This is a genomic window from Pseudomonas guariconensis (genome assembly GCF_040822035.1).
GTDB classification, from domain to species: Bacteria; Pseudomonadota; Gammaproteobacteria; order Pseudomonadales; family Pseudomonadaceae; genus Aquipseudomonas; species Aquipseudomonas guariconensis.
In genome coordinates this window covers 3,539,287-3,565,886 of record NZ_CP162012.1, presented here as the reverse complement: position 1 = coordinate 3,565,886, position 26,600 = coordinate 3,539,287, and the positions used below count along the sequence as shown (strand labels likewise).

Sequence of the window (26,600 nt, the reverse complement as noted above, 5' to 3'; positions counted from 1 at the left end):
CGGCTTTTTTATGTCCACACGAAGGAATACACGCAATGCCCATCACTGAAAAACAGCTCCTGCAGATCCTCCCCAACGCCGGCCGCCAAGCCGGCGTTTTTGTTCCTGGCCTCAATGCCACCATGGGCAAGTTCGCCATCATCACCCGGCTACGCATGGCCGCCTTCATCGCCCAGATCGGACACGAGTCGGGGCAGCTGCGCTACGTGCGCGAACTGGGCAACGACAAGTACCTGGCCAAATACGACACCGGCCGTCTGGCCCAGCGCTTGGGGAACACCCCCGAAGCCGATGGCGATGGCCAGAAGTACCGGGGTCGTGGCTGTATCCAGGTCACCGGCCGGGCGAACTATGAGGCCTGCAGCGAGGCCCTGTTCGGTGACAGTCGCTTGCTCAACACACCGGAGTTGCTCGAGCAGCCGGTCTACGCCGCGATGTCGGCGGGCTGGTTCTGGCAGAAGGAAGGGTTGAACACCCTGGCCGACAAGGGTGATTTCCTGGCCATCACCAAGCGCATCAACGGCGGCACCAATGGCCTCGAGGATCGCGAGGCGCTCTACAAGCGAGCGCTCGAGGTGCTGCAGTGATGCGGGGTGCGCTGGCGGCGCTGTTGCTCGGCGCTGTCATCGCCGGCAGCGCTGCCTGGGTGTGGCAGGACAACGCTTATCGAGCGCTGCTCGCTGATCAGGCTGCGGACTATGGCAAGCAATTGGCGGATAAGGACCGCGTCCATGCCCGCGAACGTGAGGAAGCCGCTGCGGCGGCTCTCGATCAGATGGCGGTGCAGCAGGCTGCCCGCCGCGACCTGGAGGTGCGTCTGCAGGCGCAGGACCAGGCACATTGGAAGGAGATGAACGATGCACAACAAGCTCAGGCTCGCCTGCGCGACCGCCTGGCTACTGCTGACCTGCGGTTGTCAGTCCTTCTCGACGTCGGATCCGTTGCCGCCCAGGGTTGTGACGGTGGGCTGCGAGAAGCCCCCGGCGCCGGAGGCGTGGTTCATGGAGCCGTACGCGCCGAACTTGACCGAGCGCATGCTCAACGAATTGTCGCCATCACCGATGAAGGCGACCGAGGACTGATCGCACTGCAGGCCTGCCAGGCTTACGTGCGCTCAGTCACCCAGTAAAAAAGAGGCGAGCCGGGTGGATGCGCCAACATCCAGCCCGGCCCGCCGAACCCGCAGACCCTTCCTGCAAGTCCAGCCGTGGCCCCTGCCTTGTGCACAAAGCGCGGCGAGCCTAACACCTGTTTATCCATACAGTAAAGACTTGCAAATCATGACCTCTCCTATCATCCCCTGGATGGGCGGCAAGCGCCGCCTGGCCGACCGCTTGATCCCTCTCTTTCCCCCACATGAATGCTATGTGGAAGTCTTCGCAGGCGGTGCCGCGTTGTATTTCCTCCGACCTCAACCCGCACCTGTGGAGGTGCTCAACGACCTCAACGGCGACCTGGTCACCCTTTACCGTGTGGTGCAGAACCATCTGGAGGAATTCGTGCGCCAGTTCAAATGGGCGCTCAGCTCCCGCCAGATCTTCGAGTGGCAGAAGATGACGCGCCCCGAGACCTTGACCGACATCCAGCGTGCTGCCCGGTTCTTCTACCTGCAGCAGCATGCCTTCGGTGGCAAGGTGACTGGGCAGACGTTCGGTACCGCGACGACGGGGCCGGCCATCAACCTGTTGCGCATCGAGGAGAACCTGTCCGCCGCTTGGCAGCGCCTCGCCGGTACCTACGTCGAGAACCTGTCTTGGCTCACCTGTGCCGAGCGATACGACCGGGCGCACACGTTCTTCTACATGGACCCGCCTTATTGGCAGACCGCTGGCTATGGGCTCGACTTCCCGTTTGAGGAGTACGAGCGCATGGCCGACTTCATGCGGCACTGCAGGGGCAGGGTGATGGTGAGCATCAACGACCACCCGGACATCCGTCGAGCGTTTGCCGGCTTCCACTTCGAGTGCCTGGACATCCGCTACAGCAACACGAACCAGCGGCAAGGCAAGGCCGAGGTGACGGGCGAGCTGGTGATCCTCAACTGGGTGCCGGATCAGCTCGGGCAATTATTCTGACAATGGCAACGGGACCGGCTCGATGAGTTCCGGTCCTTGGTTGCGCACGTTCCCCACCAGCTTGCTGACAGCGTGCCACTTGAAATCAGCGGCAGGACGGCAGCCGTCCCGTGCGATTTCTTCGGCGCGTTCTGCCGTTGTGGTGGGGGCCATCCACTCCCTGGCCAGGTCGGGAGTCAGGACCAGTGGTTTGCGGTCGTGAATGTCCACCATCCCCTCGTCCGCTGCAGCGGTAATGATCACAAAGCCGTCGCGGTCGTCAGGCTCGAGTCCGCCATGGACTTCTGCCAGGGCTGCGAAGAACAGCGGCTCGTTGTTGGCGGCTGTGATGTAGTAGGGCTGCTTGCGCTTCGGATCAGCTGGATCGGGTATCCACTCGAACCAGCCGTTCGCCGGGGCCAGGGCGCGCCCTACTGGCCATAGCGCCTTGAAGAATTTTCCCGTCATCACCGTTTCGGCTCGCGCATTGATCGGGTCGGGACGCTTCCCTTTCGCCCAGAAGGGCGCCCATCCCCACTTCACGCGATCCACCCGCAGGCCGTCGCCAGTCTGCCGGATCAGCTCAACTCGGGTTGAGGGTGCGACGTTGAAGCGGTTAATCCGCTCATAGTCGTAGCCGTTGATCACCGTCCGATCCGCAGCCAGATGGCGCAGGTAGTCGTCCATAGCGTCGTAGATCGAGTACCGCCCACACATAGTCCACCTCAAGCGTTTATCGGGATCTGCAAGCTCGGGCATTGACCGGAGCCCGATCTACCAGTTAACTGTATGTTTATACAGTTTTGCTGGGTCAGTCCATCATGTCCATCACAATCCTGGGAACGCCAACCGGTGGCCCTACCAAGTTGCCCGTCTACTCGTTCCGCGTGCCCGCCGGTTTTCCCTCGCCTGCAGCGGATCATATGGAGCGGCAGATTTCCCTGGATGAGCTGTTCGATCTGCGTGCGCCGCATGTGTATCTGGTCCAGGTCGAGGGCGACAGCATGCAGGGAGCCGGCATTTTTTCCGGTGACCTTCTGATCGTAGACCGTAGCAGCGATGCCGAGCACGGCGACATCGTGATCGCAGCCATCAACACTGAGCCCGTGTGCAAGCGGTTGTACCGCCGCAACGGCGTGGTGATCCTGCAGTCGGAGAATCCTGCCTACCCGCCCAGGCACGTCATGGAAGGTGATGACCTGGTGATCTGGGGCGTGGTTCGCTACAGCGTGCGCGATCATGCCCAGTGAGCCGGTGTTCGCCCTGATCGATTGCAACTCGTTCTATGCGAGTTGTGAGCGCGTGTTCCGGCCGGATCTGGCCAAAACCCCTATCGTAGTGCTGAGCAATAACGACGGCTGCGTGATCGCCAGGTCCTATGACGCGAAGCCGTTCGTCAAAATGGGCGAACCCTTCTTCCAGATCAAGGACAGGCTGCGTCGGCATGGGATCGTGGCGTTCTCCTCGAATTACGCACTCTACGGTGACATGAGTGAGCGGGTCATGGCCCTGATCGAATCGATGGTGCCGGCTGCAGAGGTGTATTCGATCGATGAGTGCTTCGCAGACCTGTCAGGTATCCAGGGTGATTTGACTCAGCTCGGCCGGCAGATCCGCGCCAAGGTGCTCAAGTGCACCGGCATCCCGGTAGGTGTGGGCATTGCTCGCACCAAGACCCTGGCGAAGCTGGCCAACCACACGGCGAAGCGCCTGCAGCAGCAAACCGGAGGTGTGGTCGACATCTGCGACCCGTTCAAGCGGGACTGGGTCTTGCGCAACACGGAGGTCTGCGAGGTGTGGGGCATCGGTCGGCGGATGACTGCTCACCTCGAGGCGATGGGGATCCGCACGGCGATGGATCTGGCCAAGGCGGACCCTTGGACGTTGCGCCAGAAGTTCAGCGTGGTCGTGGAGAAGACAGCTAGGGAGCTCGCGGGAACGCCTTGTCTCGAGCTAGAGGAGGCTGCTCCGCCCAAGCAGGAGATCTGCTGCAGCCGGATGTTTGGTAAGCGGCTGACCGAGTTGCCGCCGATCAAACAGGCGGTGGCCACCTACACCGGGCGAGCGGCGGAGAAACTCCGGGCGCAGGGCTCGGTGTGCAAGCGCATGCGGGTGAGCATCCGTACTGGCATGTTCAACCCGGACGAAGCCAAGTACGCCAAGGGCGCCCTGGTGGAGTTGCCTTACCCCACCAACGATACGCTGCTGCTCACCAGGGCGGCCACCGAGGCTGTGGAGCAGGTCTACCGGCCGGGGTTTCGTTACAGCAAGGCCGAGGTGTTGCTGATGGATCTGCGGCAGCCGGGGGAGTTCACCGATGATCTATTCGCCATGACACAGCCGGTGGCCTGTGACCGGCTGATGTCGGTGCTGGACGAGATCAATGGGAAGTACGGGCGCGGCACAATGCGCACTGCCAGCGTCCCCCGCACCCCCGACTGGGGTATGCGCCGCGAGATGATGAGCCGCTCATACACGACACGGATCGATCAACTATGGCGGGTGCGCTGAGCGCGGCCGTCACTCGAGCAGGTGATAGTCGTCCCGTGTCCTAGGGTCGGGTGTAGCCCCTCGGCAATTGCCAGCGCGCAGAGGAGGGTGGCCGGGGAAGAACACCAGGCCCTCCGCTTCCATAGCAAATGCGAGCGCTTGCATCGTTACGCGGCGCAGCTCGGCCCCGTTCTCGATGCTGCGTATGGCTCGAGGGGACACGCCGGATCGGAATGCCAAGGCTTCTATGCTCCAGCCAAGCATGGTGCGCGCCTCGGCGCAGTGACAGGGCAGGAAGCCGAGCGGCAATTGCTCCATCAGCCACTCCATGGCCTCGAGCTGTTCGTCATCCAAGACTAATCGAATGGGTTGCGGGTCGATTACGTCTGCAGACATGGGTTGGATTACCTTATGTGTATATCCATACAGTATAGGGGTTGGATATCCCCATGCAAAATCGTTATGTCGGTAGGCTCAGGTAGTAACATGCAGCGTGAACGCAGGCTGGAGCGACGGGTGAAAAAGACACTGGAAGGGGTAGTTGAGGCCGGCGAGCAGTTGATACGAGAAGCTATAGAGGCCACACGTGCGTATCACCAAGCTGAGGCTGAAGGGCGGCCAGCGGTTGAGATTGAGCGGCTGCGTCTGATCGCGGATTCGTTGTACCAAGCGGTGACGGAATATCAGCTCAGATCGGCGGATGACCGCACGCGGCACTAACGATACCGTGGGGCAAAAATGGGGCAAACCGAGCGCCATTCTATGCCCCTCTATGCCCTTTGGGCGATCTCGCAGCAGGCATAAAAAAGCGCCCAAGCCCTTTGTACACGGGGCTTGGGCGCTTTTTCTGGTTAATACCCCAGCACAATTGGAGTATGTGATAGTGACAATTAGGATACCGTTGCGCTCCCCTTTATCGCCGGAGGAGCATTTAGACTTATGGGATTAACTTATGAAGAGCATTCTGTGCGTTAGACGCAGTTATGCCTGGAAGCGAACTGTGTGCAAGTAGCTTAAAATCGGTCGCTTGCAGAGGGGCGAATGGATTGCCAGTGAGAACAATTTCGTAGTGGTCAAGTCGTGAGCCGAATTTACCCAATGCAATGCCAGTGATGCTGGCTGCGCCAGCGGCTGTCAAAAAGGCTGCTGCGACCCCGAATGACAGACCATAGGTAGTGCAGTCATCAATCAGGAACACATCCTTACCTCGAATGCTTGTTGCATATTTTGGGTTAAGGTGCAGGGTCACGATTTGAGAGGTAGGGTCTGTGCGGCTGCCACCTTGACCATGTGATCTTTTTGGCGAAAGTGAATGCCTAACGAAAAGGGGCTCTTCACGGCTTGCGTGCTGTGCTCGCGAAACTGTGGTGCGAAGGCGGTGGGTGAAATCAGTGAGGACTTCATTATTATGATTGGCAGGGTTGGATGATGGGAATACCCCAAAAAGCACTCCTTTTTTTTCGCCTCCCCACTCAAGTAAAAGAGATCTTGCAGTGATAGCAAGTAGCGCATTTAGAGGGCCGGCGCCTTGTTTTACGGCTGCGGTAACTTTTTGGGAGAATTGCACTTGGGTTGTGCCGGCCCCATAGCTGGATAAGTCTGCCAGCGCGCGAACTCCATAATTAGGTCCAGTTCCAGAGAACCACCAGCTGCCAGGCCAGTTATTGGTTAAATCGAATACCTCTTTGAGTTCTGAAGGAGTTGCGACTTGAATACCAAGACTTTTGGCTTTAGCGTTGCTAGACCAGCCCGCGGCAATCAGAATGGCTTGTCCATTCTTTCCCATCATATAATCTTCATCTGAAGCTGTCAGACAAAGGAAATTGGATGTGGGTACACTGTTGTTTTTAGAGATATCTTTCAGGTATTGACCGCTTTGGCGGCCAATCACCTGTTGAAATTGGACCTTGGAGTTCTTGAAAGTTTTGGTGAACCAATCGGGTTCTTGCTTGTTAGAGACTATGACAACAGGATTGTTGTTCGCGATGTCAATCATTACGTCAGCAACAGCTTGGTCGACATTGAGGGTGGCGTCTAAAATCGAGCTTGGTGAGGCGATAAGTACTAGCATCATTGAATCCCTTGCGATGAGCTTGCTGAGTGATGGTGTGGCTTATAAAAGTTCTTGTTGTGACGGAGCCTTAGGTTTGAAAGCAAAACCAAGTAGGCTCACGATGCTGATTGGCATTTCAAAAGACAGAGCCCCATGCTCTAGTTCTGAAAATGCTAATTCCGGTCTGAGGTGGTAAGTTTTCGGTAGGAAAATATTGGCGATGTTTTTGTTGTATTTCTTGGCGAAGCCGACGGTGTGAGCTGTGCCGCTTTTAATTTTCCATTCCACAGGCACGAGCGTGTCACACAGAGCGGCTTGTATACGGTTTCTTCTGACAAAAGTTTCAGCGCTTGACCGCTGATGGGGTAAATATTCACTGATTACGCAGCCGCCGCATTCAATTATGCGTTGGCGGATTTTCTCTGATCCTTTCGGGTAGTCGAGAAAAATTCCTGTGCCAAGCACGGCGACTGTCTTGATTCCATATCTGATTGACTCAAGGTGTGCGAGTTGGTCGATTCCAGCAGCCAAGCCACTAATCGTTATGATGTTGCTCTCGCTTAGTGATGAAACAAGAATTTTGGTGAGGAGTGTCCCATCTTCGGTAGCGTTCCTTGTTCCAACAATGGCGATTGCATATTCATAAAGGCAATGAGGGTTGCCTTGAATGAAAATCCATTGAGGTGAGTCTTTGATTGATCTTAGTTTTAGCGGGAAGCCATCCTCGTCTTTGAAAATAAGAATAGTTCCAGACTCTTTTAGTTGTCTTGCTAGCTCAAGCCCTTTTTGCCAAAGATTTTCCTGGGCAAAGACGAGATTTTGAGTCGATAATTCCGCATTGAGATCACTACAGATGACCTGAGCTAGCTCCTCGTTGGGGGTTCTAAGTGCATTATTAAAGCCGAGGCCGCTGGAGGCGATTTTGTGGAGGCCCCAGAAGCCCATTCCTTCTATGGAGCTTAAAGCTAAGAAGGCAATTTTTTCATTTCGCCAGTAATTACGTCGGTCTGGGGGCGGAAGGTTTCTGTCCATAAAATCAAGTCCTGAATTAGCTGGCTCATGGTAATGAATGCCAATGGCCATCAATCACTCTATCAGCAGCTAGCTTTGGCAGCTAGCATCGAAAATCTTGACTTAAAAGGTAGGTTTTGACTGCGAAGGCTTGCTCGTCGGTCAAGCCCAGGTTGGGCGTGTAGTCCCTTTACAAAAAAAATCTATTTTAGCCATCGATAGGCAAGCCGGAGGCCACTCCATTCTTCAGGTCTGAGGGGGTAGTTGGTACAAAAATGGTACAGCCACTAATCCAGATCTCTGGAGGCCTCGTAGGAAGCGGTATTCAGGAAACATCAGCCCAATCCATCATCGGTGCAACGCTAAATCGCCGAGAGGGCTCAGGGCGCGTGGTTTGTGATGTTAAGGCTGTTTCTAAGGGCATTCTGGTCTACGCATTTTTGTACCATCTTCCGGGGTTTTGAGGGCGTTTTGGGTGTGACAGGGGTGGGATGTACCACCGCCAATCACGCTCGTACCACCGAAAATAGGGCAACGATCAGAGCAAGGAAAAAGGCCGATGGTACGGTGAGCGATACCGTCCAGATCCGCCTCGAGAAAAACGGTGCCCTAGTCTACCAAGAAGCCCAGGCGTTCGCCCGCAAGCAGGCAGCGCAGGCTTGGGTGAAGCGACGGAAGACCGGGTTGGTGGAGTGGTTGTCTCTGAGGTGTCTCTGCAGGTGCCGGTGGACGCGAGCAGTGGTAGGCCATCGACCAATCAGGGCTTGCCCACCCGTTGTTCATTCGGATGCAAACGACGGTCTTTCCGCGAACCAGGCCACCGCCAACTCCTTGAACGCCTCAGCCGAAGGCGTCAGCGGATAGCGCTGATCATGCGCCAGCACGATGCTATGCGTTGGCAGTTTTTCCTCGGTCGGCCGACATACCAGCGCTTGACCGTCATAACTGCGGTCACCAAACGGCCGGGTGTAGATCAGCGCAACGCCAAACCCATTTGCGACGAGGCTACGCTGCAACTCGAACGTGCGCACCCGGTGCACGACCGCGGGTGACAGATCGTAAAAGCTGAACAGGTCTAGCACATGCTGCCAACTTTGGGCCTGATCGGTGACGACCAAGGTGTATTCGGAGAGCGCCTTGAGACTGACACGCGACTGTTTGGCCAGTGGGTGATCGGCCGAGAGCAGTACCTGAGCGGTCAACTGACACAGTTGAGTGCATTGAGTGTTCGGCGGTAAACCCAGGTCGTAGGTGATCGCCAACTCTATCGCCCCCTCAGCCAGCCGCTTGCCAACATAATCGAAGCTGCCATCGCGCATATCGACAGTGACCCTTGGGCAGGACTCCTGCATCCGTCGCACGATTTGTGGCAGGCAGTAGGGCGCCAGGTCTTCAAAGCATCCCACCACCAATTCCCCGACGCACTCGCCTGCATTGGTATTGATCTCGGCAAAGGTCTGAGCTTCTGCCAGAACGCGACGGGCCTGGACCATGACGGTACGACCAAAAGGGGTCAGCGATATGCCAAGGCCACGTTGGCGTATGAAGATGGATTGACCCAGCACCTCCTCCAGTTCGGTGATAGCCGCCGAGATGGAGGGTTGTGAAACATGAAGTTCCATGGCGGCAGTGGTCAGGTTTCCGTGCTTGGCTGCTGCGAGCGCATAGCGAAGTTGCCGCAGTGTGAACTTCATAGGTTTTACCTTTGTGATGCATCAGTACTTATTATTTTATCCTTTTTTTAGGTTATGAAATATTTCGCCCACGCAGTGCTCACCAAGGCAAGGGTCCTCAGCCAGTCTGGCGTCCCTCTTTGGGCCGGATGCCCTCGACTACTGCAATCAATGTTCTTGTTTGGGAGCGTCACAATGACAATTACAAAGGCTCTGCTGACTACGACACTTTCTTTCGGGCTGCTGGCGTCCGCTGGCGTCAGCCAGGCGGCCGGCTGGTGCGAGTCTGGCAAACCGGTGAAATTCGCCGGCTTGAACTGGGAAAGCGGGATGCTGCTCACCGACGTGATGCAGTTCGTGCTGAAAAATGGTTATGGCTGTGATACCGACAGCCTGCCGGGTAATTCCATTTCCATGGAAAACGCCTTGAGCAGCAACGATATCCAGGTGTTTGCTGAAGAGTGGGTAGGGCGCAGCGAGGTCTGGAACAAGGCTGCGGCGGCCGGCAAGGTCGTCGGCATCGGCTCGCCGGTGGTTGGTGCGGTCGAAGGCTGGTATGTGCCGCGTTATGTGATCGAAGGCGATGCCGGGCGCAATCTCGAAGCCAAGGCGCCAAACCTCAAGAGCATCGCCGATCTCAAGCAATACGCCCAAGTCTTCAAGGACCCGGAGGAGCCGGACAAAGGGCGCTTCTACAATTGCCCGGCTGGTTGGACCTGTGAGCTGGACAACAGCGAAATGCTCAAGCGCTATGGTCTGGAAAACGCCTATACCAACTTCCGCCCGGGCACCGGCCCGGCACTGGATGCCGCCGTTCTGTCGAGCTACAAGCGCGGCGAGCCGATCCTGTTCTATTACTGGTCGCCGACCCCGCTGATGGGCCAGGCCGACCTGGTCAAGCTGGACGAGCAACCCGGTGTGGATAAATCCGTGACCATCAAGGTTGGGGTGTCGAAGGCCTTCCACGAGCAGGCGCCGGAACTGGTGGCGGTGCTCGAAAAGATTAATCTGCCGATCGACCTGCTGAACCAGAACCTGGCGCGCATGAGCAAGGACCGTATCGAGTCGCCCGAGCTGGCCAGGTTGTTCCTCAAGGAACACCCCGAAATCTGGCACAGCTGGGTCAGCGAAGACGCTGCCAAAAAGGTAGGCGCAGCACTCTGAGCCTGTGGGGTCGTCCGGCTCCTGCCGGACAGGCCACGCGACGGTCCGCTCCATGCACTTGCTCGAGACAATTCCATGTTTCCGAAAAACTTCACGTTTTCCATTGCCGACTGGGTCAATGGCTGGGTCGATGCGCTGGTAAGCAACTACGGTGACGTGTTCCGGCACATTTCCGACACTCTGTTGTGGGCCATCGTCAACCTCGAAGGCCTGCTACGCGCAACTCCTTGGTGGCTGGTCCTGGCCATCGTCGCGGGCATCGCCTGGCACTCCACCCGTAAAGTCGTGACCACGGTGGTGATCGTCGGCTTGCTGTTCCTGGTCGGTGCGGTGGGCCTGTGGGACAAGCTGATGCAGACCTTGGCGCTGATGCTGGTGGCCACGCTGATCTCGGTCCTGGTCGGTATTCCGCTGGGTGTCCTTTCGGCGCGTAACGATCGGCTGCGGGCGGTGCTGATGCCATTGCTCGACATCATGCAGACCATGCCCAGCTTCGTGTACCTGATTCCGGTCCTGATGCTGTTCGGCCTGGGCAAGGTGCCGGCGATCTTTGCCACCGTCATCTATGCCGCTCCGCCGCTCATTCGCCTGACCGATCTAGGCATTCGCCAGGTGGACGGCGAGGTCATGGAGGCGATCAATGCCTTTGGTGCCAATCGCCTGCAGCAACTGTTCGGCGTGCAGTTGCCACTGGCATTGCCGAGCATCATGGCCGGGATCAACCAGACCACCATGATGGCCCTGTCGATGGTGGTCATCGCCTCGATGATCGGTGCTCGTGGCTTGGGTGAAGATGTGCTGGTCGGCATCCAGACCCTGAACGTGGGCCGCGGCCTCGAAGCGGGCCTGGCCATCGTGATTCTGGCGGTCGTGATCGACCGTATTACCCAGGCCTATGGCCGGCCACGGCATGGGGTGGGCAAATGAGCGACAAGCCGATGATGAACAAGATCGAAGTCAAGCATGTCTTCAAGGTTTTCGGTGCTCGCGCCGAAGATGCCCTGCAAATGATCCGCCAGAAAAAAGCCAAGGATCAGGTGCTGGCCCAAACCGGCTGCGTGGTCGGGGTCAACGATCTCTCGCTGTCCATCGGCAGCGGCGAGATCTTCGTGATCATGGGGCTGTCGGGTTCGGGCAAGTCGACCCTGGTGCGTCATTTCAACCGCCTGATCGAGCCGACCAGCGGCGAGATCCTGGTCGATGGCGAGAACATCCTGCAATACGACATGCAAGCCCTGCGCGAATTCCGCCGGCACAAGATCAGCATGGTGTTCCAGAGCTTCGGCCTGTTGCCGCACCGCACCGTGCTGGACAACGTCGCGTATGGCCTGAAAGTCCGTGGTGAGAGCAAGGCCATGTGCGCTGAGCGAGCGCTGCACTGGATCAACACCGTGGGCCTCAAGGGCTACGAAAAATCGTACCCGCATCAGTTGTCAGGTGGCATGCGTCAACGCGTCGGCCTGGCCCGAGCCTTGGCCGCCGATACCGACATCATCCTCATGGACGAAGCCTTCAGTGCGCTCGATCCGCTGATTCGCGCCGAAATGCAGGACCAGTTGCTTGAGCTGCAGAAAACCCTGCACAAGACCATCGTCTTCATCACGCACGACCTGGATGAAGCGGTGCGTATCGGCAACCGCATTGCCATTCTCAAGGACGGTCGCCTGATCCAGGTCGGCACACCGAAGGAAATTCTCTACCAGCCTGCGGACGAATACGTCGATCGTTTCGTGCAACGCCGCGTAGCTTCGCTTTAAGGAACCGCGTGTATGTCGATTGCCGAAAGAATCATCATCGCCGAAGCGCCTATGCGCTGGCAGGATGTGGTAGCCGTGGCGCGGCATGGGGCGAAGCTTGAGCTGGCCCCATCGGCCTGGGCGCGGATCGAGAACGCCCAGGCGATCGTCCAGCGCATCGTTGCCAGCGGTGAGCGCGCCTATGGCGTCAATACCGGGCTTGGCGCCCTGTGCAATGTGTCGTTGCAGGACGAACAACTCAGCCAGCTGTCGCGCAACACCTTGCTCAGCCATGCCTGCGGCGTGGGTACGGCGCTGTCGGACGAACAGACCCGGGCGATCATGTGCGCGGCGATCATCAATTTCTGCCAGGGCCGTTCCGGCTTGCAGCGCAAGGTGGTCGAGGCGCTGCTGACGCTGCTCAACGAGCACATCACCCCGCAGGTGCCGAAACAGGGTTCGGTGGGCTACCTGACCCACATGGCCCATATCAGTATCAGCTTGTTGGGCGTCGGCCAGGTCAGTTACCGTGGCCAGATCGTGCCGGCGCAGCAAGCCTTGGCCGAGGTCGGCCTGTCACCGCTGAAACTGGGAGCCAAGGATGGTCTGTGCTTGGTCAACGGCACCCCGTGCATGACCGGCCTGGCCTGCCTGTCCCTGGACGACGCCACGCGCTTGAGCCAATGGGCCGATGTCATCGGCGCCATGAGCTTCGAGGCCCTGCGTGGCCAGTTCGATGCCTTCGACCCTGAAATCATCGCGATGAAACCGCACCCGGGCATGCAGCGTGTGGGCAGCAACTTGCGCCGCCTGCTGGACGGCAGCGAGATCATTGCCAGCAGCCGTGGCATTCGCACCCAGGATGCCTTGAGCATTCGCTCGATTCCGCAGGTGCATGGCGCCGCGCGCGATCAGTTGGCACACGCGGCGCGGCAGATCGAGACCGAACTCAACTCCTCTACCGACAACCCGATGTTGCTGGGTACACCCGAGTCGTACCGGGTGGTTTCCCAGGCCAACCCGCACGGCCAGTCCGTGGCCATGGCGGCCGACTTGCTGGCCATCGCGGTGGCCGAGATCGGGGCCATTGCCGAGCGTCGTCTCGATCGCCTGATCAACCCGTTGGTAAGCGGTTTGCCGGCTTTTCTGGTCAGCCAACCGGGTGTGAATTCGGGCATGATGATTGTTCAGTACGTGGCCGCTTCACTCTGTGCTGAAAACCGTCAGCTGGCACAACCGGCAGTCATCGACAACTACGTCACCTCCGGGCTGCAGGAGGACCACTTGAGCATGGGCACCAATGCCGGGTTGAAGCTGCACCGGGCTCTGGAGAACTGTACGCAGATCCTCGCCATCGAATACCTGTTGGCGGCCCAAGCGTTCGAGTTCCTCAAGCAGCAACGCTTTGGCGCCGGTACCCACATTGCCTGGCGGTTGTTGCGCGAACGGGTCCCGGCCTATGCCCAAGACCGTTGGCTGGCCCCGGATATCGCCAGCAGTGCATCGATCCTGAAGGATCCGGTCCTGCTTGGCGCTGCGTTCCCCGACCTGTTGTGACAGATGTAAGCGCCTGACGCTCCCATGGCTTCGAATCGTGCAGGTCACATGCCGATGCAATGTCGGCAAAGTGCCAGCTGAGAGAGCGTTGGGCGTGACAATCGTTCTTCTGCTTGGCGGCGTTGTGCTTTGGCTTTGGAAAACCAAGGCGCCGCAAGACGCCAGGCAGATTCGATCGCAGAGGTACCATCCCCGCGTCGGTTTCAGAATGAGCCCTGTCGCTTGGGCGCAACCTTCCAGCGCCAGGGGTGCCATGCTTGCAGGATGCCTACGGACCCACTGCGCGCAGACGCAGGGCCTAGGTACGGAGGGCGCCCGGTGACCATGTGACCGTGACATGGACGGTGCGCCGCAGCAGAAGACGCCGGACGCTTGCCCTGCAGCGGTCCGTGATGCCGAGGTCCGCTGTATGCCTGAAGAGACGCTTCACCTGCCATTGATCCAGCGCGTGCTGGAGCGCTACAAGGACACCGCCGGTGCCTTGCTGCCGGTCCTCCATGCCATCCAGGAAGACGTAGGCTACGTGCCTGACGTCGCCGTCCCTGAAATCGCCCATGCCCTGAACCTCAGCCTGGCTGAGGTGCGCGGGGTGATCAGCTTCTATCACGATTTCCGTACTTCGCCCCCGGCGCGCCATACCTTGCGCCTGTGCCGGGCCGAGTCCTGCCAGAGCCGGGGCGCCGAGGCGCTGGCCGCGCAATTGCGTGAGCAGTTGGCGCTGGACGATCACGGCACCACCGCCGATGGCGCCATCAGTCTGCGGCCGGTGTATTGCCTGGGTGCGTGCGCCTGTTCGCCAGCCTTGGAACTGGACGGGCAACTGCACGCGCGCCTGACCCCTGAGCGCCTGAGCGCCTTGGTCAACGGCTGCCGGGAGGAAGAAGCATGCTGAAGCTATTCGTTCCGTGCGATTCGGTCGCCCGCGCGGTAGGCGCCGACCAGGTCGCCGACGCACTGGCCCGCGAGGCCGAGCGCCGACAGCTGCCGGTGGACATTCAACGCACCAGCTCTCGCGGCCTCTATTGGCTGGAGCCGCTGGTCGAAGTGGAACAAGCCGGCGAGCGCCTGGGCTTTGGCCCGGTTGCCGCCGAAGATGTGCCGAGCCTGCTGGATGCCTTGGTGAGCGAGCCGGCGGGCCATTCGTTGGCCCTTGGGCCGGTGGCCGAGATCCCTTATCTGAAAACCCAGCAGCGCCTGCTGTTCGCCCGTGCCGGTATCACCCGGCCCTTGTCGCTCGAGGACTACCGCGCCCACGGGGGCTTCGAAGGCCTGACCCGGGCCGTGGCGCTCGATGGCGCGGACGTGGTCGCGGCTGTGCTCGACTCTGGCCTGCGTGGCCGGGGTGGTGCGGCATTCCCGGCAGGTATCAAGTGGCGCACCGTACGTGACGCGCAGGCTGCGCAGAAATACGTAGTCTGCAATGCCGACGAAGGTGACTCCGGCACGTTCGCCGACCGCATGCTGATGGAAGGCGACCCCTTCCTGCTGATCGAGGGCATGGCCATCGCCGGCCTGGCCGTCGGCGCCACCAAGGGCTACATCTATGTGCGTTCGGAGTATCCGGATGCGATCCGTGCACTGAATGCCGCTTTCGACATCGCCCGCGCGGCAGGCTACCTGGGCGATGACGTCGCCGGCAGCGGCCTGGCCTTCGACCTGGAAGTGCGGGTCGGCGCCGGCGCCTATATCTGCGGCGAGGAAACCGCGCTGCTCGAGTCCATCGAGGGCAAGCGGGGGATCGTGCGGGCCAAGCCACCGTTGCCAGCCCTCGAAGGCCTGTTCGGCCTGCCAACCTTGGTGCACAACGTGCTCACCCTGGCCTCGGTGCCGGTGATCCTGGCTAAGGGTTCGGCGTTCTATCGCGACTTTGGCATGGGCCGCTCGCTGGGCACCATGCCGTTCCAACTGGCTGGCAACATTCGCCACGGTGGGCTGGTGGAGCGTGCCTTCGGTCTTACCCTGCGTGAGTTGGTGGAAGGCTACGGTGGCGGCACGGCCAGTGGCCGGCCGCTCAAGGCCGCACAGGTGGGCGGGCCGTTGGGCGCCTGGGTGCCGCCCAGTGGCTTCGACACGCCGCTGGACTACGAGGCCTTCTCTGCCATGGGCGCGATGCTGGGTCATGGCGGTGTGGTGGTAGCTGACGACACGCTGAACATGGCCAGCATGGCCCGCTTTGCCTTGCAGTTCTGCGCCGAGGAATCCTGCGGCAAATGCACCCCTTGCCGGATCGGCTCGACCCGCGGCATGGAAGTGGTGGATCGGCTGATCGCCAGCACCGACATGGCCGAGCGTGAAGACCAGGCGCTATTGCTGCGCGACCTGTGCGATACGCTGCAGTACGGCTCTCTCTGCGCCATGGGCGGGATGACCTCGTATCCGGTGGCCAGTGCCCTCAAGTATTTCCCTGCTGACTTCGGTCTGACCACCACGGAGGCCGCCCAGTGATCAATTTCTTCGACCCCACCAACGACCTCGACCTGGGAACCCCCGCCCGCGAAAGCGACGTGCAGGTCAGCCTGGTCATCGATGGCCGTGAGATCAGCGTGCCTGCCGGCACCTCGGTGATGCGCGCCGCGGCCTTGCTTGGCACCACCATTCCCAAACTGTGCGCCACCGACAGCCTGGAAGCCTTCGGCTCCTGCCGCATGTGCATGGTCGAAATCGAGGGCATGCGCGGCTACCCGGCTTCGTGCACGACGCCGGTGAGCGAAGGCATGGTGGTGCGGACCCAGACCTCGCGCCTGGCCGATCTGCGGCGCAATGTCATGGAGCTGTACATCTCCGACCACCCGCTGGACTGCCTGACCTGTTCGGCCAACGGCAACTGCGAATTGCAGACGGTCGCGGGCCAGGTCGGCCTGCGCGAGGTGCGCTACGGCTACGACGGTGCCAACCACCTGAAGGAGAAGAAGGACGTCTCCAACCCGTACTTCGACTACGAGCCGAGCAAGTGCATCGTCTGTAGCCGCTGCGTGCGCGCCTGCGAAGATATCCAGGGCACCTTCGCCCTGACCATCACCGGTCGTGGTTTCGAGTCCCGCGTGGCGGCGGCCGGTGGTGACGACTTCCTGAGCTCCGAGTGTGTATCCTGCGGCGCCTGCGTGCAGGCCTGCCCGACCGCGACCCTGAGCGAGAAGAGCCTGATCCAGCTGGGCCAGCCCGAGCGCGCGGTGATCACCACCTGCGCCTACTGCGGCGTGGGCTGTTCGTTCCGCGCCGAGATGAAGGGCGACCAACTGGTGCGCATGGTCCCGGACAAGAACGGCGGCGCCAACCACGGCCACGCCTGCGTCAAGGGCCGCTTCGCCTGGGGCTATGCGACCCACCCGGATCGCGTCACCAAGCCGATGATCCGCAAGCACATCAACGACCCGTGGCAAGAGGTCAGCTGGGACGAGGCGGTCAACTATGCCGCCAGCGAGTTCCGGCGTATCCAGCTCAAGCATGGACGTGACTCCATCGGCGGCATCACCTCCAGCCGTTGCACCAACGAAGAAGCGTACCTGGTGCAGAAGCTGGTACGCGCCGCCTTCGGCAACAACAACGTCGATACCTGCGCGCGGGTGTGCCATTCGCCGACCGGTTATGGCCTCAAGCAGACCCTGGGCGAATCCGCCGGTACCCAGAGCTTCGACTCGGTGATGCAGGCCGATGTGATCCTGGTGATCGGCGCCAACCCCACCGACGCCCACCCGGTGTTCGGCTCTCAGCTCAAGCGCCGGCTGCGCCAGGGCGCGCGGCTGATCGTCATCGACCCACGGCGCATCGACCTGGTGGATTCGCCCCACGCCCGCGCCGAGTTGCACCTGCAACTGCGTCCGGGTACCAACGTGGCCATGCTCAATGCCCTGGCCCATGTGATCGTCACTGAAGGCTTGGTGGACCAGCCGTTCGTCGATGCTCGCTGCGAGGCGCAAGACTTCGCCCGCTGGCGTGATTTCGTCAGCCTGCCGGAAAACGCCCCGGAGACGCTTGGCCCGGTGTGCGGCGTGCCTGCCGAGCAGATCCGTGAAGCCGCCCGCTTGTACGCCACCGGCGGCAACGCGGCGATCTACTACGGCCTGGGGGTCACAGAGCACAGCCAGGGCAGTACCGCGGTGATGGGCATCGCCAACCTGGCCATGGCCACCGGCAACGTCGGCCGTGAAGGCGTGGGCGTGAACCCGCTGCGGGGACAGAACAACGTGCAGGGCTCCTGCGACATGGGCTCGTTCCCTCACGAGCTGCCGGGCTACCGGCACATCTCCAACGAAACCGTGCGCGCCGAGTTCGAACAGGCCTGGGGCGTGACCCTGCAGCCTGATCCGGGCCTGCGCATCCCCAACATGTTCGAGGCGGCCCTCGATGGCAGCTTCAAGGCGCTCTACTGCCAGGGCGAAGACATCGCCCAGAGCGACCCCAACACCCAGCACGTCACCGCGGCCTTGATGGCCATGGAGTGCGTGGTGGTGCAGGACATCTTCCTCAACGAGACGGCCAAGTTCGCCCACGTGTTCCTGCCGGGCAGCTCCTTCCTGGAGAAGGACGGCACCTTCACCAACGCCGAGCGCCGCATCTCGCGGGTGCGTAAGGTCATGGACCCGCTGGCCGGCAAGGCCGACTGGGAAGCCACCGTCGCCCTGGCCAACGCCCTGGGCTATCGGATGGACTACCGTCATCCGTCCGAGATCATGGACGAAATCGCGCGCCTGACGCCGACTTTCCACCGGGTCAGCTATGCCGAGATCGACCGCCATGGCAGCTTGCAATGGCCGTGCAACGACGCAGCGCCCGACGGCACCCCGACCATGCACATCGACCAGTTCGTGCGTGGCAAGGGGCGCTTCATGCTCACCGGCTACGTGCCTACCGACGAGAAGGTCAACAGCCGCTTCCCGCTGCTGCTGACCACTGGCCGTATCCTCAGCCAATACAACGTCGGCGCCCAGACCCGACGTACCGGCAACGTCGCCTGGCACGCCGAAGACCGCCTGGAGATCCACCCCAACGACGCCGAGGCTCGTGGTATCAGCGATGGCGATTGGGTGGGCGTGGGCAGCCGGGCAGGGCAGACCGTACTGCGCGCCAAGGTCAGTTCCCGCGTAGCACCGGGGGTGGTGTACACCACCTTCCACTTCCCCGAATCCGGCGCCAACGTGATCACCACCGACAACTCCGACTGGGCCACCAATTGCCCTGAGTACAAAGTGACGGCGGTAGAGGTGGTCAAGGTGTTCCAGCCCTCGGAATGGCAGAAGCGTTACCAGGCGTTCAGTGACGAGCAACAGCGCCTGCTCAAGGAGCGTCGCCAGGCCGAGAAATCCGAGAAAGTCGAGGTGCGTCGATGAGCGGTCATGACAGCCTGGTCAAGATGGCCAACCAGATCGCCCAGTACTTTGCCAGCGAGCCTGACCGGGCGCTGGCAGTGCAGGGCGTGAGGCAGCATATGCAAAGCTTCTGGACGCCGGCGATGCGTCGGCAGTTGGGGGAGCGACTGCAGGCTGATGGCGGGGAGGGGGTGGATCCGTTGGTGAAGGAGGCGCTGCAGCAGGCGGCGTGACGCCTCAGGCGAGCAGGGCTGCTTTACAGTCCGATCGCGGGGCAAGTCGGGGCGCAGGTTAGGCGCTTCGACGTGTCCCGCGATTGGCGCCTGGCAAACATGAAAAGTCCGTCATGGATGCCAGATAAATCGTCGGGGAATGCTACGCTCGCAAAAACCTCGCAAATGGATACCCCGCTATGGACATGAACTGGCACCAGGCCCTGCAAGAAAGCCTGAGCTGGCTCGCAATCGCCTCCATCATCACCCTCATCGGTTTCACCGCCGCTGGCGCTTTGGCGGTGCGTTTTACGCGTTGGGGGCGTCAATTCTGGTCCCTCGCCGGGCCTTACTTCAGTTTCAGACGCAGTTGGCGCCCGCTGTTGGTGTTTGCCCTGTTGCTGGTGCTGACGCTGTTCTCGGTGCGCCTGAACGTGCTGTTCTCGTTCTGGTACAACGGCTTCTACAGCGCCTTGCAGGCCCTGGACCAGACAGCCTTCTGGTACCTGCTGGGCGTGTTCGCGGTGCTGGCCACCATCCATGTGCTGCGCTCGCTGTTCACCTATTACGTCACCCAGGCGTTCAACATTGATTGGCGTGTCTGGCTCACCGAGCGCCTGACCGCAGACTGGATGAAGGGCGATGCCTATTACCGCGGGCGGTTTCTCGCCGAGCCGGTGGACAACCCTGACCAGCGTATCGAACTGGACGTCAACGCGTTCGTCACAGGTTCGGTGTCCTTGGCCTTGGGCGCCGTCAGTGCGCTGGTCTCGCTGGTGGCGTTCACCGCGATTCTGTGGGGGCTGTCGGCGCCCTTGACGCTGGGTGGGGTGGAAATCCCCCGGGCGATGGTATTTGCGGTGTACCTGTATGTGATCGTCGCCACGTGGATCGCATTTCGCCTCGGGCGGCCGCTGATCCGCCTGAATTTCTTGAATGAAAAACTCACCGCGAACTTCCGTTATGCCCTGATGCGCCTGCGTGAAAACGCCGAGAACATCGCTTTCTACCAGGGTGCTCAGGTCGAGCGGGGGACCTTGCTGGGACGCTTTGGCGCACTGATCGTCAACGTCTGGGCGCTGGTCTATCGGAGCCTGAAGTTCAACGGCTTCAACCTGGGCATCAGCCAGGTCGCCGTGGTGTTTCCGTTCATTCTCCAGGCGCCGCGGTTCTTCAGTGGGGCGATCAAGCTTGGGGATGTGATGCAGACCTCCCAGGCGTTCGGCCAGGTTCAGGATTCGCTGTCGTTCTTCCGTGAGTCCTACGACACGTTTGCTCAATATCGCGCCACTCTTGACCGTCTCACCGGGTTTCTCGACGCCAACCAACAGGCCAGCACGCTTCCTCGGGTCACCACCCAGGAGCAGGCGCAGGGGCTGGAGATCGCCGGCTTGCAGGTATTGCGCCCGGACGGCCATACGCTGATCGCCGACTTGGACCTGCGTCTGCGTGCCGGCCAGGCGCTGTTGATCAAAGGGCCTTCGGGCAGCGGCAAAACCACCTTGCTGCGCGCCCTGGCTGGCCTGTGGCCTTACGCCGAGGGTGAGGTCAGACGGCCGCTGGGCAACCAGGCGTTGTTCCTGTCGCAGCGCCCATACGTGCCGTTGGGTGACTTGCGGACCGCTATTGCTTATCCCGCGCCTGCGACAGCCGCAGACGATGCGCGCATGCAACAGGCCCTGCGTCAAGTCAACCTGGCCCACCTGGCCGAGCGCCTGGAGGTCAGCAACGATTGGTCGAACATTCTCTCGGTGGGCGAGCAGCAGCGCCTGGCCTTCGCACGGTTGTTGTTCAACCGGCCACAGGTCGTGTTCCTCGACGAGTCCACCTCAGCGATGGATGAAGGGCTGGAGCATGCGTTGTATTCATTGCTGCGCTCCGAAATGCCTGACACCTTGCTGGTCAGTGTCGGACACCGCAGCACGCTGGCGACGTTCCACACTCACCGCCTGGAAATGGATGGGCAGGGTGCTTGGTCGTTGCTTGAACAGCAGCCGACCCAAGACGTGCTGGCTTAGCGGGGCTCAGCCCGCGCTCGCGCCACGCAGCAGCGCCACCCCGGCGAGGGTGGCGCTGGCGAACGCGGCGCCGACCAGAAACGTCGCCTGGTAGCCGACCCCATCCCACAGCAGGCCGGCCATCACGCTGGCAATCAGCAGGGCCACACCCGACAGCAGATTGAACAGGCCAAATGCCGTGCCGCGTAGGTTCGCCGGTGCGCTGTCGGCGATCAAGGCACTGAAGATGCCTTGGGTGAAGCCCAGATGCAGCCCCCACACCACCACTCCCAATGCCAGCCCGGCCCAGCCCGGCAACAAGGCCAGCGCCAGGTCGGCGGCAATCAGCAAGCCCAGCCCCATCATCAGCACGCCCCGGCGGCCGACGCGGTCCGACAGCGCACCCGCGGGGTAGGCCGACAGCGAATAGGCCAAGGCCATCAGCACCAGCACCGCCGGTGCCCAGAGTGGCGCCAGGCCCATGTCCTGGGCGCGCAGGAGCAAGAAGGCCTCGCTGAAACGCGCCAGGGTGAACACCATGACCAGACCGATCAGCCGCCAGTACGCCGGGCCCAGTCGCGCCAGTTCGTCCAGTGCCAATGGCGAGCGCACCGCCCGCCCAGGGGTAGGGGCGTCGGGCTCGTGGACGCAGGCGATCAGCACGAAGACGGCGAAGAACGCTGGAATCACCGCCACCCAGAACACTATCTGGAAGTGGCTGGCGGTCAGCCACATCAGCGCGATCGCCAGCAGCGGCCCGACAAAGGCGCCCACGGTGTCCAGCGCCTGGCGCAGGCCGAAAGCCGCGCCGCGCAGCCCAGTCGGCGTGATATCGGCGATCAGTGCATCACGCGGTGCTCCGCGAATTCCCTTGCCGATACGGTCGACGAAACGCGCTGCGGTCAGCCATTCCAGGCCTGAGGCCAATGGAAAGACCGGTTTGGTCAAGGCCGCCAGGCCATAGCCGAGCACAGTGAGCAGCTTGCGTTTGCCCAGCCAGTCGCTGAGCGCGCCGGAAAACACCTTGGTGATCGACGCCGTCGCCTCGGCCACGCCCTCGATTAACCCCACCGCCACCACCGATGTGCCCAGCACCGACACCATGTACAGCGGCAGCAAGGCGTGGATCATCTCCGACGAGATGTCCATGAACATCGAGACGAAGCCCAATGCCCAGACGCTGCGGGGGATGGAGGGGAGTGCCCGGCTGGGCGGTGATGAATCGAAGTCGTCAGCGCCACGCATCGCAGACCTCGGAATCCGTGCCGCGTCCGAATGGACGCGACCGTATTCACTGTAGGACATGGGGACTGGCGATTGAGATAACGTGAGTGGCCAAGGCGCAGGTGTGCTGCCACGTGAGCCGGCGGCATCGCAGGACTTTCGGGCTCAGAGGCTTAGCCGCAAGGCCAATGCCGAGAGGGTGACAAGCAGCACCGGCAGGGTCAGCAGGATGCCGACCTTGAAGTAGTAGCCCCAGGTGATACGCACGCCTTTGCGCGCCAGCACATGTAGCCACAGCAGGGTTGCCAGACTGCCGATCGGGGTGATCTTCGGGCCCAGGTCGCAGCCGATGACGTTGGCGTAGATCATCGCCTCGCGCACTACGCCTTGAGCGTCGCTGGCATGGATCGACAGGGCGCCGATCAGTACGCTGGGCATGTTGTTCATCACCGAAGACAGCAGCGCTGCGACCAACCCGGTGCCCAGAGTGGCAGCCCACAGGCCTTGGGCGGCCAGGCGATCGAGCAGGGCGGTGAGCGAGTCGGTCAGCCCGGCGTTACGCAGGCCGTAGACCACCAGGTACATCCCCAGGGAAAACACCACGATCTGCCAGGGCGCTTCGCGCAGCACGCGGCGGGTGGCGATCACATGACCGCGGGCGGCCACGATGAACAGCACGGCGGCGCAGGCTGCCGCCACGGCACTGATGGGGATACCCAGCGGCTCCAGGACGAACAGGCCTGCCAGCAGTGCGACCAATACCCACACGCCGACGCGGAAGGTGGCGCGGTCGCGGATGGCCATGGCCGGGGGCTTGAGGTCGTCGAGCGCATAGTGCGCCGGGATGTCTCGCCGAAAGTACAGAAACAGCACCAGCAAGGTGGCGAGCACCGCAGCCAAGTTGACCGGAAGCATCACCGAGGCATAGGTCGAGAAGCCCAGGCCGAAATAGTCGGCCGAGACGATGTTCACCAGGTTCGACACCACCAGTGGCAGGCTCGCCGTATCGGCAATGAAACCTGCGGCCATCACGAAGGCCAGGGTGGCCGCGCCGGAGAAGCGCAAGGCCATCAGCATGGACATGACGATCGGGGTGAGGATCAAGGCGGCCCCATCGTTGGCGAACAGCGCCGATACCGCCGCTCCCAGCAGCACGATGAACATGAACAGGCGTCGCCCGTCGCCGCGCGCCCAGCGCGCCACGTGCAAGGCAGCCCATTCGAAGAAGCCCGCTTCGTCCAGCAACAGGCTGACGATGATGATGGCAATGAAGGTGGCAGTGGCGTTCCAGATGATCGCCCAGACCGTGGGGATATCCTGCAGCGATACAGCACCCACCAGCAAGGCGAGCAACGCGCCGAGGCTGGCGCTCCAGCCAACACCCAAGCCTTTGGGTTGCCAGATGACCAGAATCAAGGTGAACAGAAAGACAGCGGCGGCAGCTAGCATCGTGCGCGCTCCTTGGCAGCAGGTGACGCACTGGCGGTTTCGTCTGCCAGGCGCTGGGGGAAATAGGACGGCGTGAGCATGCAACAACGATCGCTTCAAAATATGCGGAAAAACAAATATATGGAATTTCATATATTCGGGCAACGGCCTTGCCGCCGCGACGCCTCTTAGGAGAGTGGATTACCCCGTCGTAGAGCCATCGGCTGAGGCGTTTGAAAGTTCCTCGGCAATCTGTAAATTTCGTAAATAAGATTTAAACCCATTTGAGAATCATTATATTCAGCCTCCCTGTGGACCCGGCAATTTGCCTGCAAGGTCGGTGGGCGATGGCTCGTCGGCTGGCGGGCCGGGTCGTGCCTTTGCCCATGAACCGCAGGAGATGCCCCATGCAACCCAGAACTTCACCCAACAGCCTGGCCCTGGCCTTCGTCGCGCTGGCCTCGCCAGCCATGGTGGCGACCGCGGCCCAGGCCGAGGAGAGGCCGGCCGGTGAAGTACTGGAAGTGCCGATCGACAGCAATGCGCTGGTGATCCAGGACACCCTGGTCACCGCCGAGCGCGAGGCTCGTCAGGCGCTGGGTTCGTCGATCATCACTGAGGAGGACATCAAGCGTCATCCGCCGGCCAATGACCTGTCCGAGCTCATCCGCCGCGAGCCTGGGGTCAACCTGACCGGCAACAGCGCCAGCGGCGCGCGTGGCAACAACCGCCAGATCGACCTGCGCGGCATGGGCCCGGAAAACACCCTCATCCTCATCGACGGCAAGCCCTCCAGCGCCCGCAACTCGGTGCGTTACGGCTGGAACGGCGACCGTGACACCCGTGGCGAGACCAACTGGGTGCCGGCAGAGGCCGTCGAGCGCATCGAAATTCTTCGTGGCCCGGCCGCAGCACGTTATGGCTCCGGTGCCATGGGTGGTGTGGTGAACATCATCACCAAGCGCCCCACCGAAGCATTCAAGGGCAACGTCAGCCTGTTCACCCAGTTGCCTGAGGACAGTGCAGAAGGCGCCAGCCGACGGGCCAACTTCAACCTCAGCGGCGGCCTGACCGAGAACCTGGGTTTTCGCCTCTATGGCGGCCTGGCCAAGACCGATGCCGACGACCTGGACATCAACGCCGATCACGCCAACAGTGCCTTGGTGGCCGGCCGGGAAGGGGTGCGCAACAAAGACATCAACGGCCTGTTGAGCTGGAGGCTCAACGACGAGCACCGCCTTGAAGTCAGCGCCGGCTACAGCCGCCAGGGCAACCTCTTTGCCGGCGATACCATGAACAGTAACGGGGGTGGCAACCTGGAGCTTATGTCCGAGCTGTATGGCCATGAAACCAACGTCATGCAGCGCGGCACCTATGACCTGACCCACCTGGGCGACTTCACCTGGGGGACCAGCAAGACCGTGCTGGCCTACGAGTACGTGCGCAACTGGCGCCTGAACGAAGGCCTGGCCGGCAGCGTCGAGGGGGCGCCCAACGATGCCGGCTCGGCGATGTCGCGCCTGCGCAACACACGCTTGAGCAGCGAAGTGAACCTGCCGTTCGCCCTGGGCAGCACCGAGCATGTGCTGACCCTCGGTGGCGAGTACCTCTATGAGTCGCTCAACGACCAAGGCTCGTTCCGTCCGCAGAGCTTCGACCCCAGCGGCGGCGGCGACGACACGATCATTGGCTTCGACCGCAGCGACACCAAGATGACCGCCCGTAGCTATGCGTTGTTCGTCGAAGACAACATCATCGTCGGCGATACCACCATCACCCCGGGCCTGCGCTTCGACCATCACGAGCGCTTCGGTGACAACTTCAGCCCGAGCCTGAACCTGTCGCACAAGCTCACCGATGCGCTGAGTGTCAAAGGCGGTATCGCCCGGGCGTACAAGACCCCGAACCTGTACCAGTCCAACCCGAACTACTTGCTCTACAGCCGCGGCAACGGTTGCAGCACGCAGCAGAGCAACTCCGGTGGCTGCTACCTGCAGGGCAACGACGACCTCAAGCCCGAGATCAGCGTCAACAAGGAAATCGGCCTGCTGTACGACCGTGGCACCTGGCGCACCAGCGCGACCTACTTCCGTAACGACTACCAGAACAAGATTATCGGTGGCACCGACGTGGTCTACGACATCAATGGCGGGCGCCGCGTGACCCAGTGGGAGAACGCGGGCAAGGCGCGGGTGGAAGGGATCGAGGGCAACTTCTTCATGGCACTGACGCCGAGCCTGGACTGGAACACCAACCTGACCTGGATGCTCGACAACGACAACCGTGACACCGGCGAGCCGCTGTCGGTGATTCCCGAGTACACCGTCAACAGCACCCTAGACTGGCGCGCGACCGACAAGCTGTCGTTCCAGGTGGCGGGTACCTACTTTGGCAAGCAGAAGTCACCGACTTACAACTACCGCACTCAACAGGACTACGACAAAACTGCCCAGCAGGACGTGGACGCCTACGGCCTGGTGGATGTGAGCGCAGGCTACAAGTTCAACGCCAACTACGACGTGCGCGTGGGCGTGAACAACGTCTTCGACAAGCAGATCCTGCGCGGCGGCAACGCCAGCAGCTCGGGGGCCAACACCTACAACCAGCCAGGGCGTGCGGTGTTCGCGGCGCTGAACATCTCGTTCTGATACGCAAGAGGGCCGCTGTGCGGCCCCTCGCGGCGCGTCAGTCCCAT

General features: G+C 61.3%; 23 protein-coding genes and 1 pseudogene. 17 read left to right on the top strand and 7 right to left on the bottom strand.

The window, feature by feature from the left end:
• The first annotated feature begins 35 nt into the window (after positions 1-35).
• The 3 genes from AB1N67_RS16430 (at position 36) to AB1N67_RS16420 (ending at position 2,075) form a co-directional block, all read left to right on the top strand.
• Entirely contained in the window at positions 36-587 is a 552-nt protein-coding gene (locus AB1N67_RS16430) for a glycoside hydrolase family 19 protein (RefSeq protein ID WP_367863238.1), read from the top strand.
• Positions 587-1,129: a lysis system i-spanin subunit Rz gene (locus AB1N67_RS16425; RefSeq protein WP_367863237.1), complete on the top strand. Its 543-nt coding sequence runs from the start codon at positions 587-589 to the stop codon at positions 1,127-1,129. The genes AB1N67_RS16430 and AB1N67_RS16425 overlap by 1 nt, the downstream gene beginning before the upstream one ends.
• A 151-nt stretch (positions 1,130-1,280) precedes the next feature.
• Complete coding sequence (locus tag AB1N67_RS16420) at positions 1,281-2,075, top strand: DNA adenine methylase (RefSeq protein WP_367863236.1); 795 nt, start codon at positions 1,281-1,283, stop codon at positions 2,073-2,075.
• Here AB1N67_RS16420 and AB1N67_RS16415 read toward each other — a convergent pair.
• The gene (locus AB1N67_RS16415) at positions 2,067-2,771 is read right to left on the bottom strand and encodes an SOS response-associated peptidase family protein (RefSeq protein ID WP_367863870.1); all 705 of its coding nucleotides are present in this window, start codon (positions 2,769-2,771) and stop codon (positions 2,067-2,069) included. The genes AB1N67_RS16420 and AB1N67_RS16415 overlap by 9 nt on opposite strands.
• A 104-nt stretch (positions 2,772-2,875) precedes the next feature.
• Here AB1N67_RS16415 and AB1N67_RS16410 point away from each other — a divergent pair, with 104 nt between their 5' ends.
• Together AB1N67_RS16410 and umuC are read left to right on the top strand one after the other, a co-directional pair.
• Positions 2,876-3,304, top strand: coding sequence for a LexA family transcriptional regulator (locus AB1N67_RS16410; RefSeq protein ID WP_102082623.1), 429 nt, complete (start codon positions 2,876-2,878; stop codon positions 3,302-3,304).
• A complete protein-coding gene (gene umuC, locus AB1N67_RS16405; RefSeq protein WP_367863235.1) occupies positions 3,294-4,565 on the top strand; it encodes a translesion error-prone DNA polymerase V subunit UmuC in 1,272 nt (423 codons plus the stop codon). The genes AB1N67_RS16410 and umuC overlap by 11 nt, the downstream gene beginning before the upstream one ends.
• A 9-nt stretch (positions 4,566-4,574) precedes the next feature.
• Here the strand turns inward: umuC and AB1N67_RS16400 are convergent, their stop codons facing one another.
• Complete coding sequence (locus tag AB1N67_RS16400) at positions 4,575-4,874, bottom strand: helix-turn-helix domain-containing protein (RefSeq protein WP_367863869.1); 300 nt, start codon at positions 4,872-4,874, stop codon at positions 4,575-4,577.
• 156 nt (positions 4,875-5,030) lie between these two features.
• Between AB1N67_RS16400 and AB1N67_RS16395 the strand changes: the two genes are divergently transcribed.
• Positions 5,031-5,264: a hypothetical protein gene (locus AB1N67_RS16395; RefSeq protein WP_367863234.1), complete on the top strand. Its 234-nt coding sequence runs from the start codon at positions 5,031-5,033 to the stop codon at positions 5,262-5,264.
• A 217-nt stretch (positions 5,265-5,481) separates the two neighbouring features.
• On the opposite strand, the gene AB1N67_RS16390 is transcribed toward AB1N67_RS16395, so the two are convergent.
• Both AB1N67_RS16390 and AB1N67_RS16385 read right to left on the bottom strand, forming a co-directional pair.
• A complete protein-coding gene (locus AB1N67_RS16390; protein WP_367863233.1) occupies positions 5,482-6,615 on the bottom strand; it encodes a hypothetical protein in 1,134 nt (377 codons plus the stop codon).
• Positions 6,616-6,657: 42 nt separating this feature from the next.
• The gene (locus tag AB1N67_RS16385; RefSeq protein ID WP_367863232.1) at positions 6,658-7,680 is read right to left on the bottom strand and encodes a DNA-processing protein DprA; all 1,023 of its coding nucleotides are present in this window, start codon (positions 7,678-7,680) and stop codon (positions 6,658-6,660) included.
• A 414-nt stretch (positions 7,681-8,094) separates the two neighbouring features.
• On the opposite strand from AB1N67_RS16385, the pseudogene AB1N67_RS16380 reads away from it, so the two are divergent.
• Positions 8,095-8,295: pseudogene (locus AB1N67_RS16380) on the top strand (hypothetical protein); the annotation flags it as partial.
• Positions 8,296-8,387: 92 nt separating this feature from the next.
• Here the strand turns inward: AB1N67_RS16380 and AB1N67_RS16375 are convergent.
• On the bottom strand, positions 8,388-9,302 hold the full coding sequence (locus AB1N67_RS16375) for a LysR family transcriptional regulator (RefSeq protein WP_043212912.1): 915 nt from the start codon (positions 9,300-9,302) through the stop codon (positions 8,388-8,390).
• Positions 9,303-9,476: 174 nt separating this feature from the next.
• Between AB1N67_RS16375 and AB1N67_RS16370 the strand changes: the two genes are divergently transcribed.
• The 9 genes from AB1N67_RS16370 (at position 9,477) to AB1N67_RS16330 (ending at position 21,274) form a co-directional block, all read left to right on the top strand.
• On the top strand, positions 9,477-10,445 hold the full coding sequence (locus AB1N67_RS16370) for an ABC transporter substrate-binding protein (RefSeq protein WP_043212914.1): 969 nt from the start codon (positions 9,477-9,479) through the stop codon (positions 10,443-10,445).
• A gap of 75 nt (positions 10,446-10,520) precedes the next feature.
• Positions 10,521-11,372: a proline/glycine betaine ABC transporter permease gene (locus AB1N67_RS16365; protein ID WP_070571041.1), complete on the top strand. Its 852-nt coding sequence runs from the start codon at positions 10,521-10,523 to the stop codon at positions 11,370-11,372.
• Positions 11,369-12,202: a glycine betaine/L-proline ABC transporter ATP-binding protein gene (locus AB1N67_RS16360; RefSeq protein ID WP_052352479.1), complete on the top strand. Its 834-nt coding sequence runs from the start codon at positions 11,369-11,371 to the stop codon at positions 12,200-12,202. The genes AB1N67_RS16365 and AB1N67_RS16360 overlap by 4 nt, the downstream gene beginning before the upstream one ends.
• Before the next feature lie 12 nt (positions 12,203-12,214).
• Positions 12,215-13,738: a histidine ammonia-lyase gene (hutH, locus tag AB1N67_RS16355; protein WP_043212919.1), complete on the top strand. Its 1,524-nt coding sequence runs from the start codon at positions 12,215-12,217 to the stop codon at positions 13,736-13,738.
• Between the two features lie 409 nt (positions 13,739-14,147).
• Entirely contained in the window at positions 14,148-14,630 is a 483-nt protein-coding gene (locus AB1N67_RS16350) for a formate dehydrogenase subunit gamma (RefSeq protein ID WP_102082767.1), read from the top strand.
• On the top strand, positions 14,624-16,183 hold the full coding sequence (locus AB1N67_RS16345; protein WP_102082759.1) for an NADH-quinone oxidoreductase subunit NuoF: 1,560 nt from the start codon (positions 14,624-14,626) through the stop codon (positions 16,181-16,183). Before AB1N67_RS16350 ends, AB1N67_RS16345 begins: the two co-directional genes overlap by 7 nt.
• Positions 16,180-19,065, top strand: a complete 2,886-nt coding sequence (gene fdhF, locus AB1N67_RS16340; RefSeq protein ID WP_367863231.1) for a formate dehydrogenase subunit alpha — start codon at positions 16,180-16,182, stop codon at positions 19,063-19,065. The genes AB1N67_RS16345 and fdhF overlap by 4 nt, the downstream gene beginning before the upstream one ends.
• Entirely contained in the window at positions 19,062-19,277 is a 216-nt protein-coding gene (locus AB1N67_RS16335) for a formate dehydrogenase subunit delta (RefSeq protein WP_043212926.1), read from the top strand. The genes fdhF and AB1N67_RS16335 overlap by 4 nt, the downstream gene beginning before the upstream one ends.
• A 179-nt stretch (positions 19,278-19,456) precedes the next feature.
• On the top strand, positions 19,457-21,274 hold the full coding sequence (locus AB1N67_RS16330; protein ID WP_090343998.1) for an ABC transporter ATP-binding protein/permease: 1,818 nt from the start codon (positions 19,457-19,459) through the stop codon (positions 21,272-21,274).
• Between the two features lie 6 nt (positions 21,275-21,280).
• On the opposite strand, the gene AB1N67_RS16325 is transcribed toward AB1N67_RS16330, so the two are convergent.
• Together AB1N67_RS16325 and AB1N67_RS16320 are read right to left on the bottom strand one after the other, a co-directional pair.
• A complete protein-coding gene (locus tag AB1N67_RS16325; RefSeq protein WP_367863230.1) occupies positions 21,281-22,498 on the bottom strand; it encodes an MFS transporter in 1,218 nt (405 codons plus the stop codon).
• 144 nt (positions 22,499-22,642) lie between these two features.
• Entirely contained in the window at positions 22,643-23,926 is a 1,284-nt protein-coding gene (locus tag AB1N67_RS16320; RefSeq protein WP_090344002.1) for an arsenic transporter, read from the bottom strand.
• Between the two features lie 386 nt (positions 23,927-24,312).
• Between AB1N67_RS16320 and AB1N67_RS16315 the strand changes: the two genes are divergently transcribed.
• Positions 24,313-26,553, top strand: coding sequence for a TonB-dependent siderophore receptor (locus AB1N67_RS16315; protein WP_148921632.1), 2,241 nt, complete (start codon positions 24,313-24,315; stop codon positions 26,551-26,553).
• Positions 26,554-26,600 lie beyond the last annotated feature (47 nt).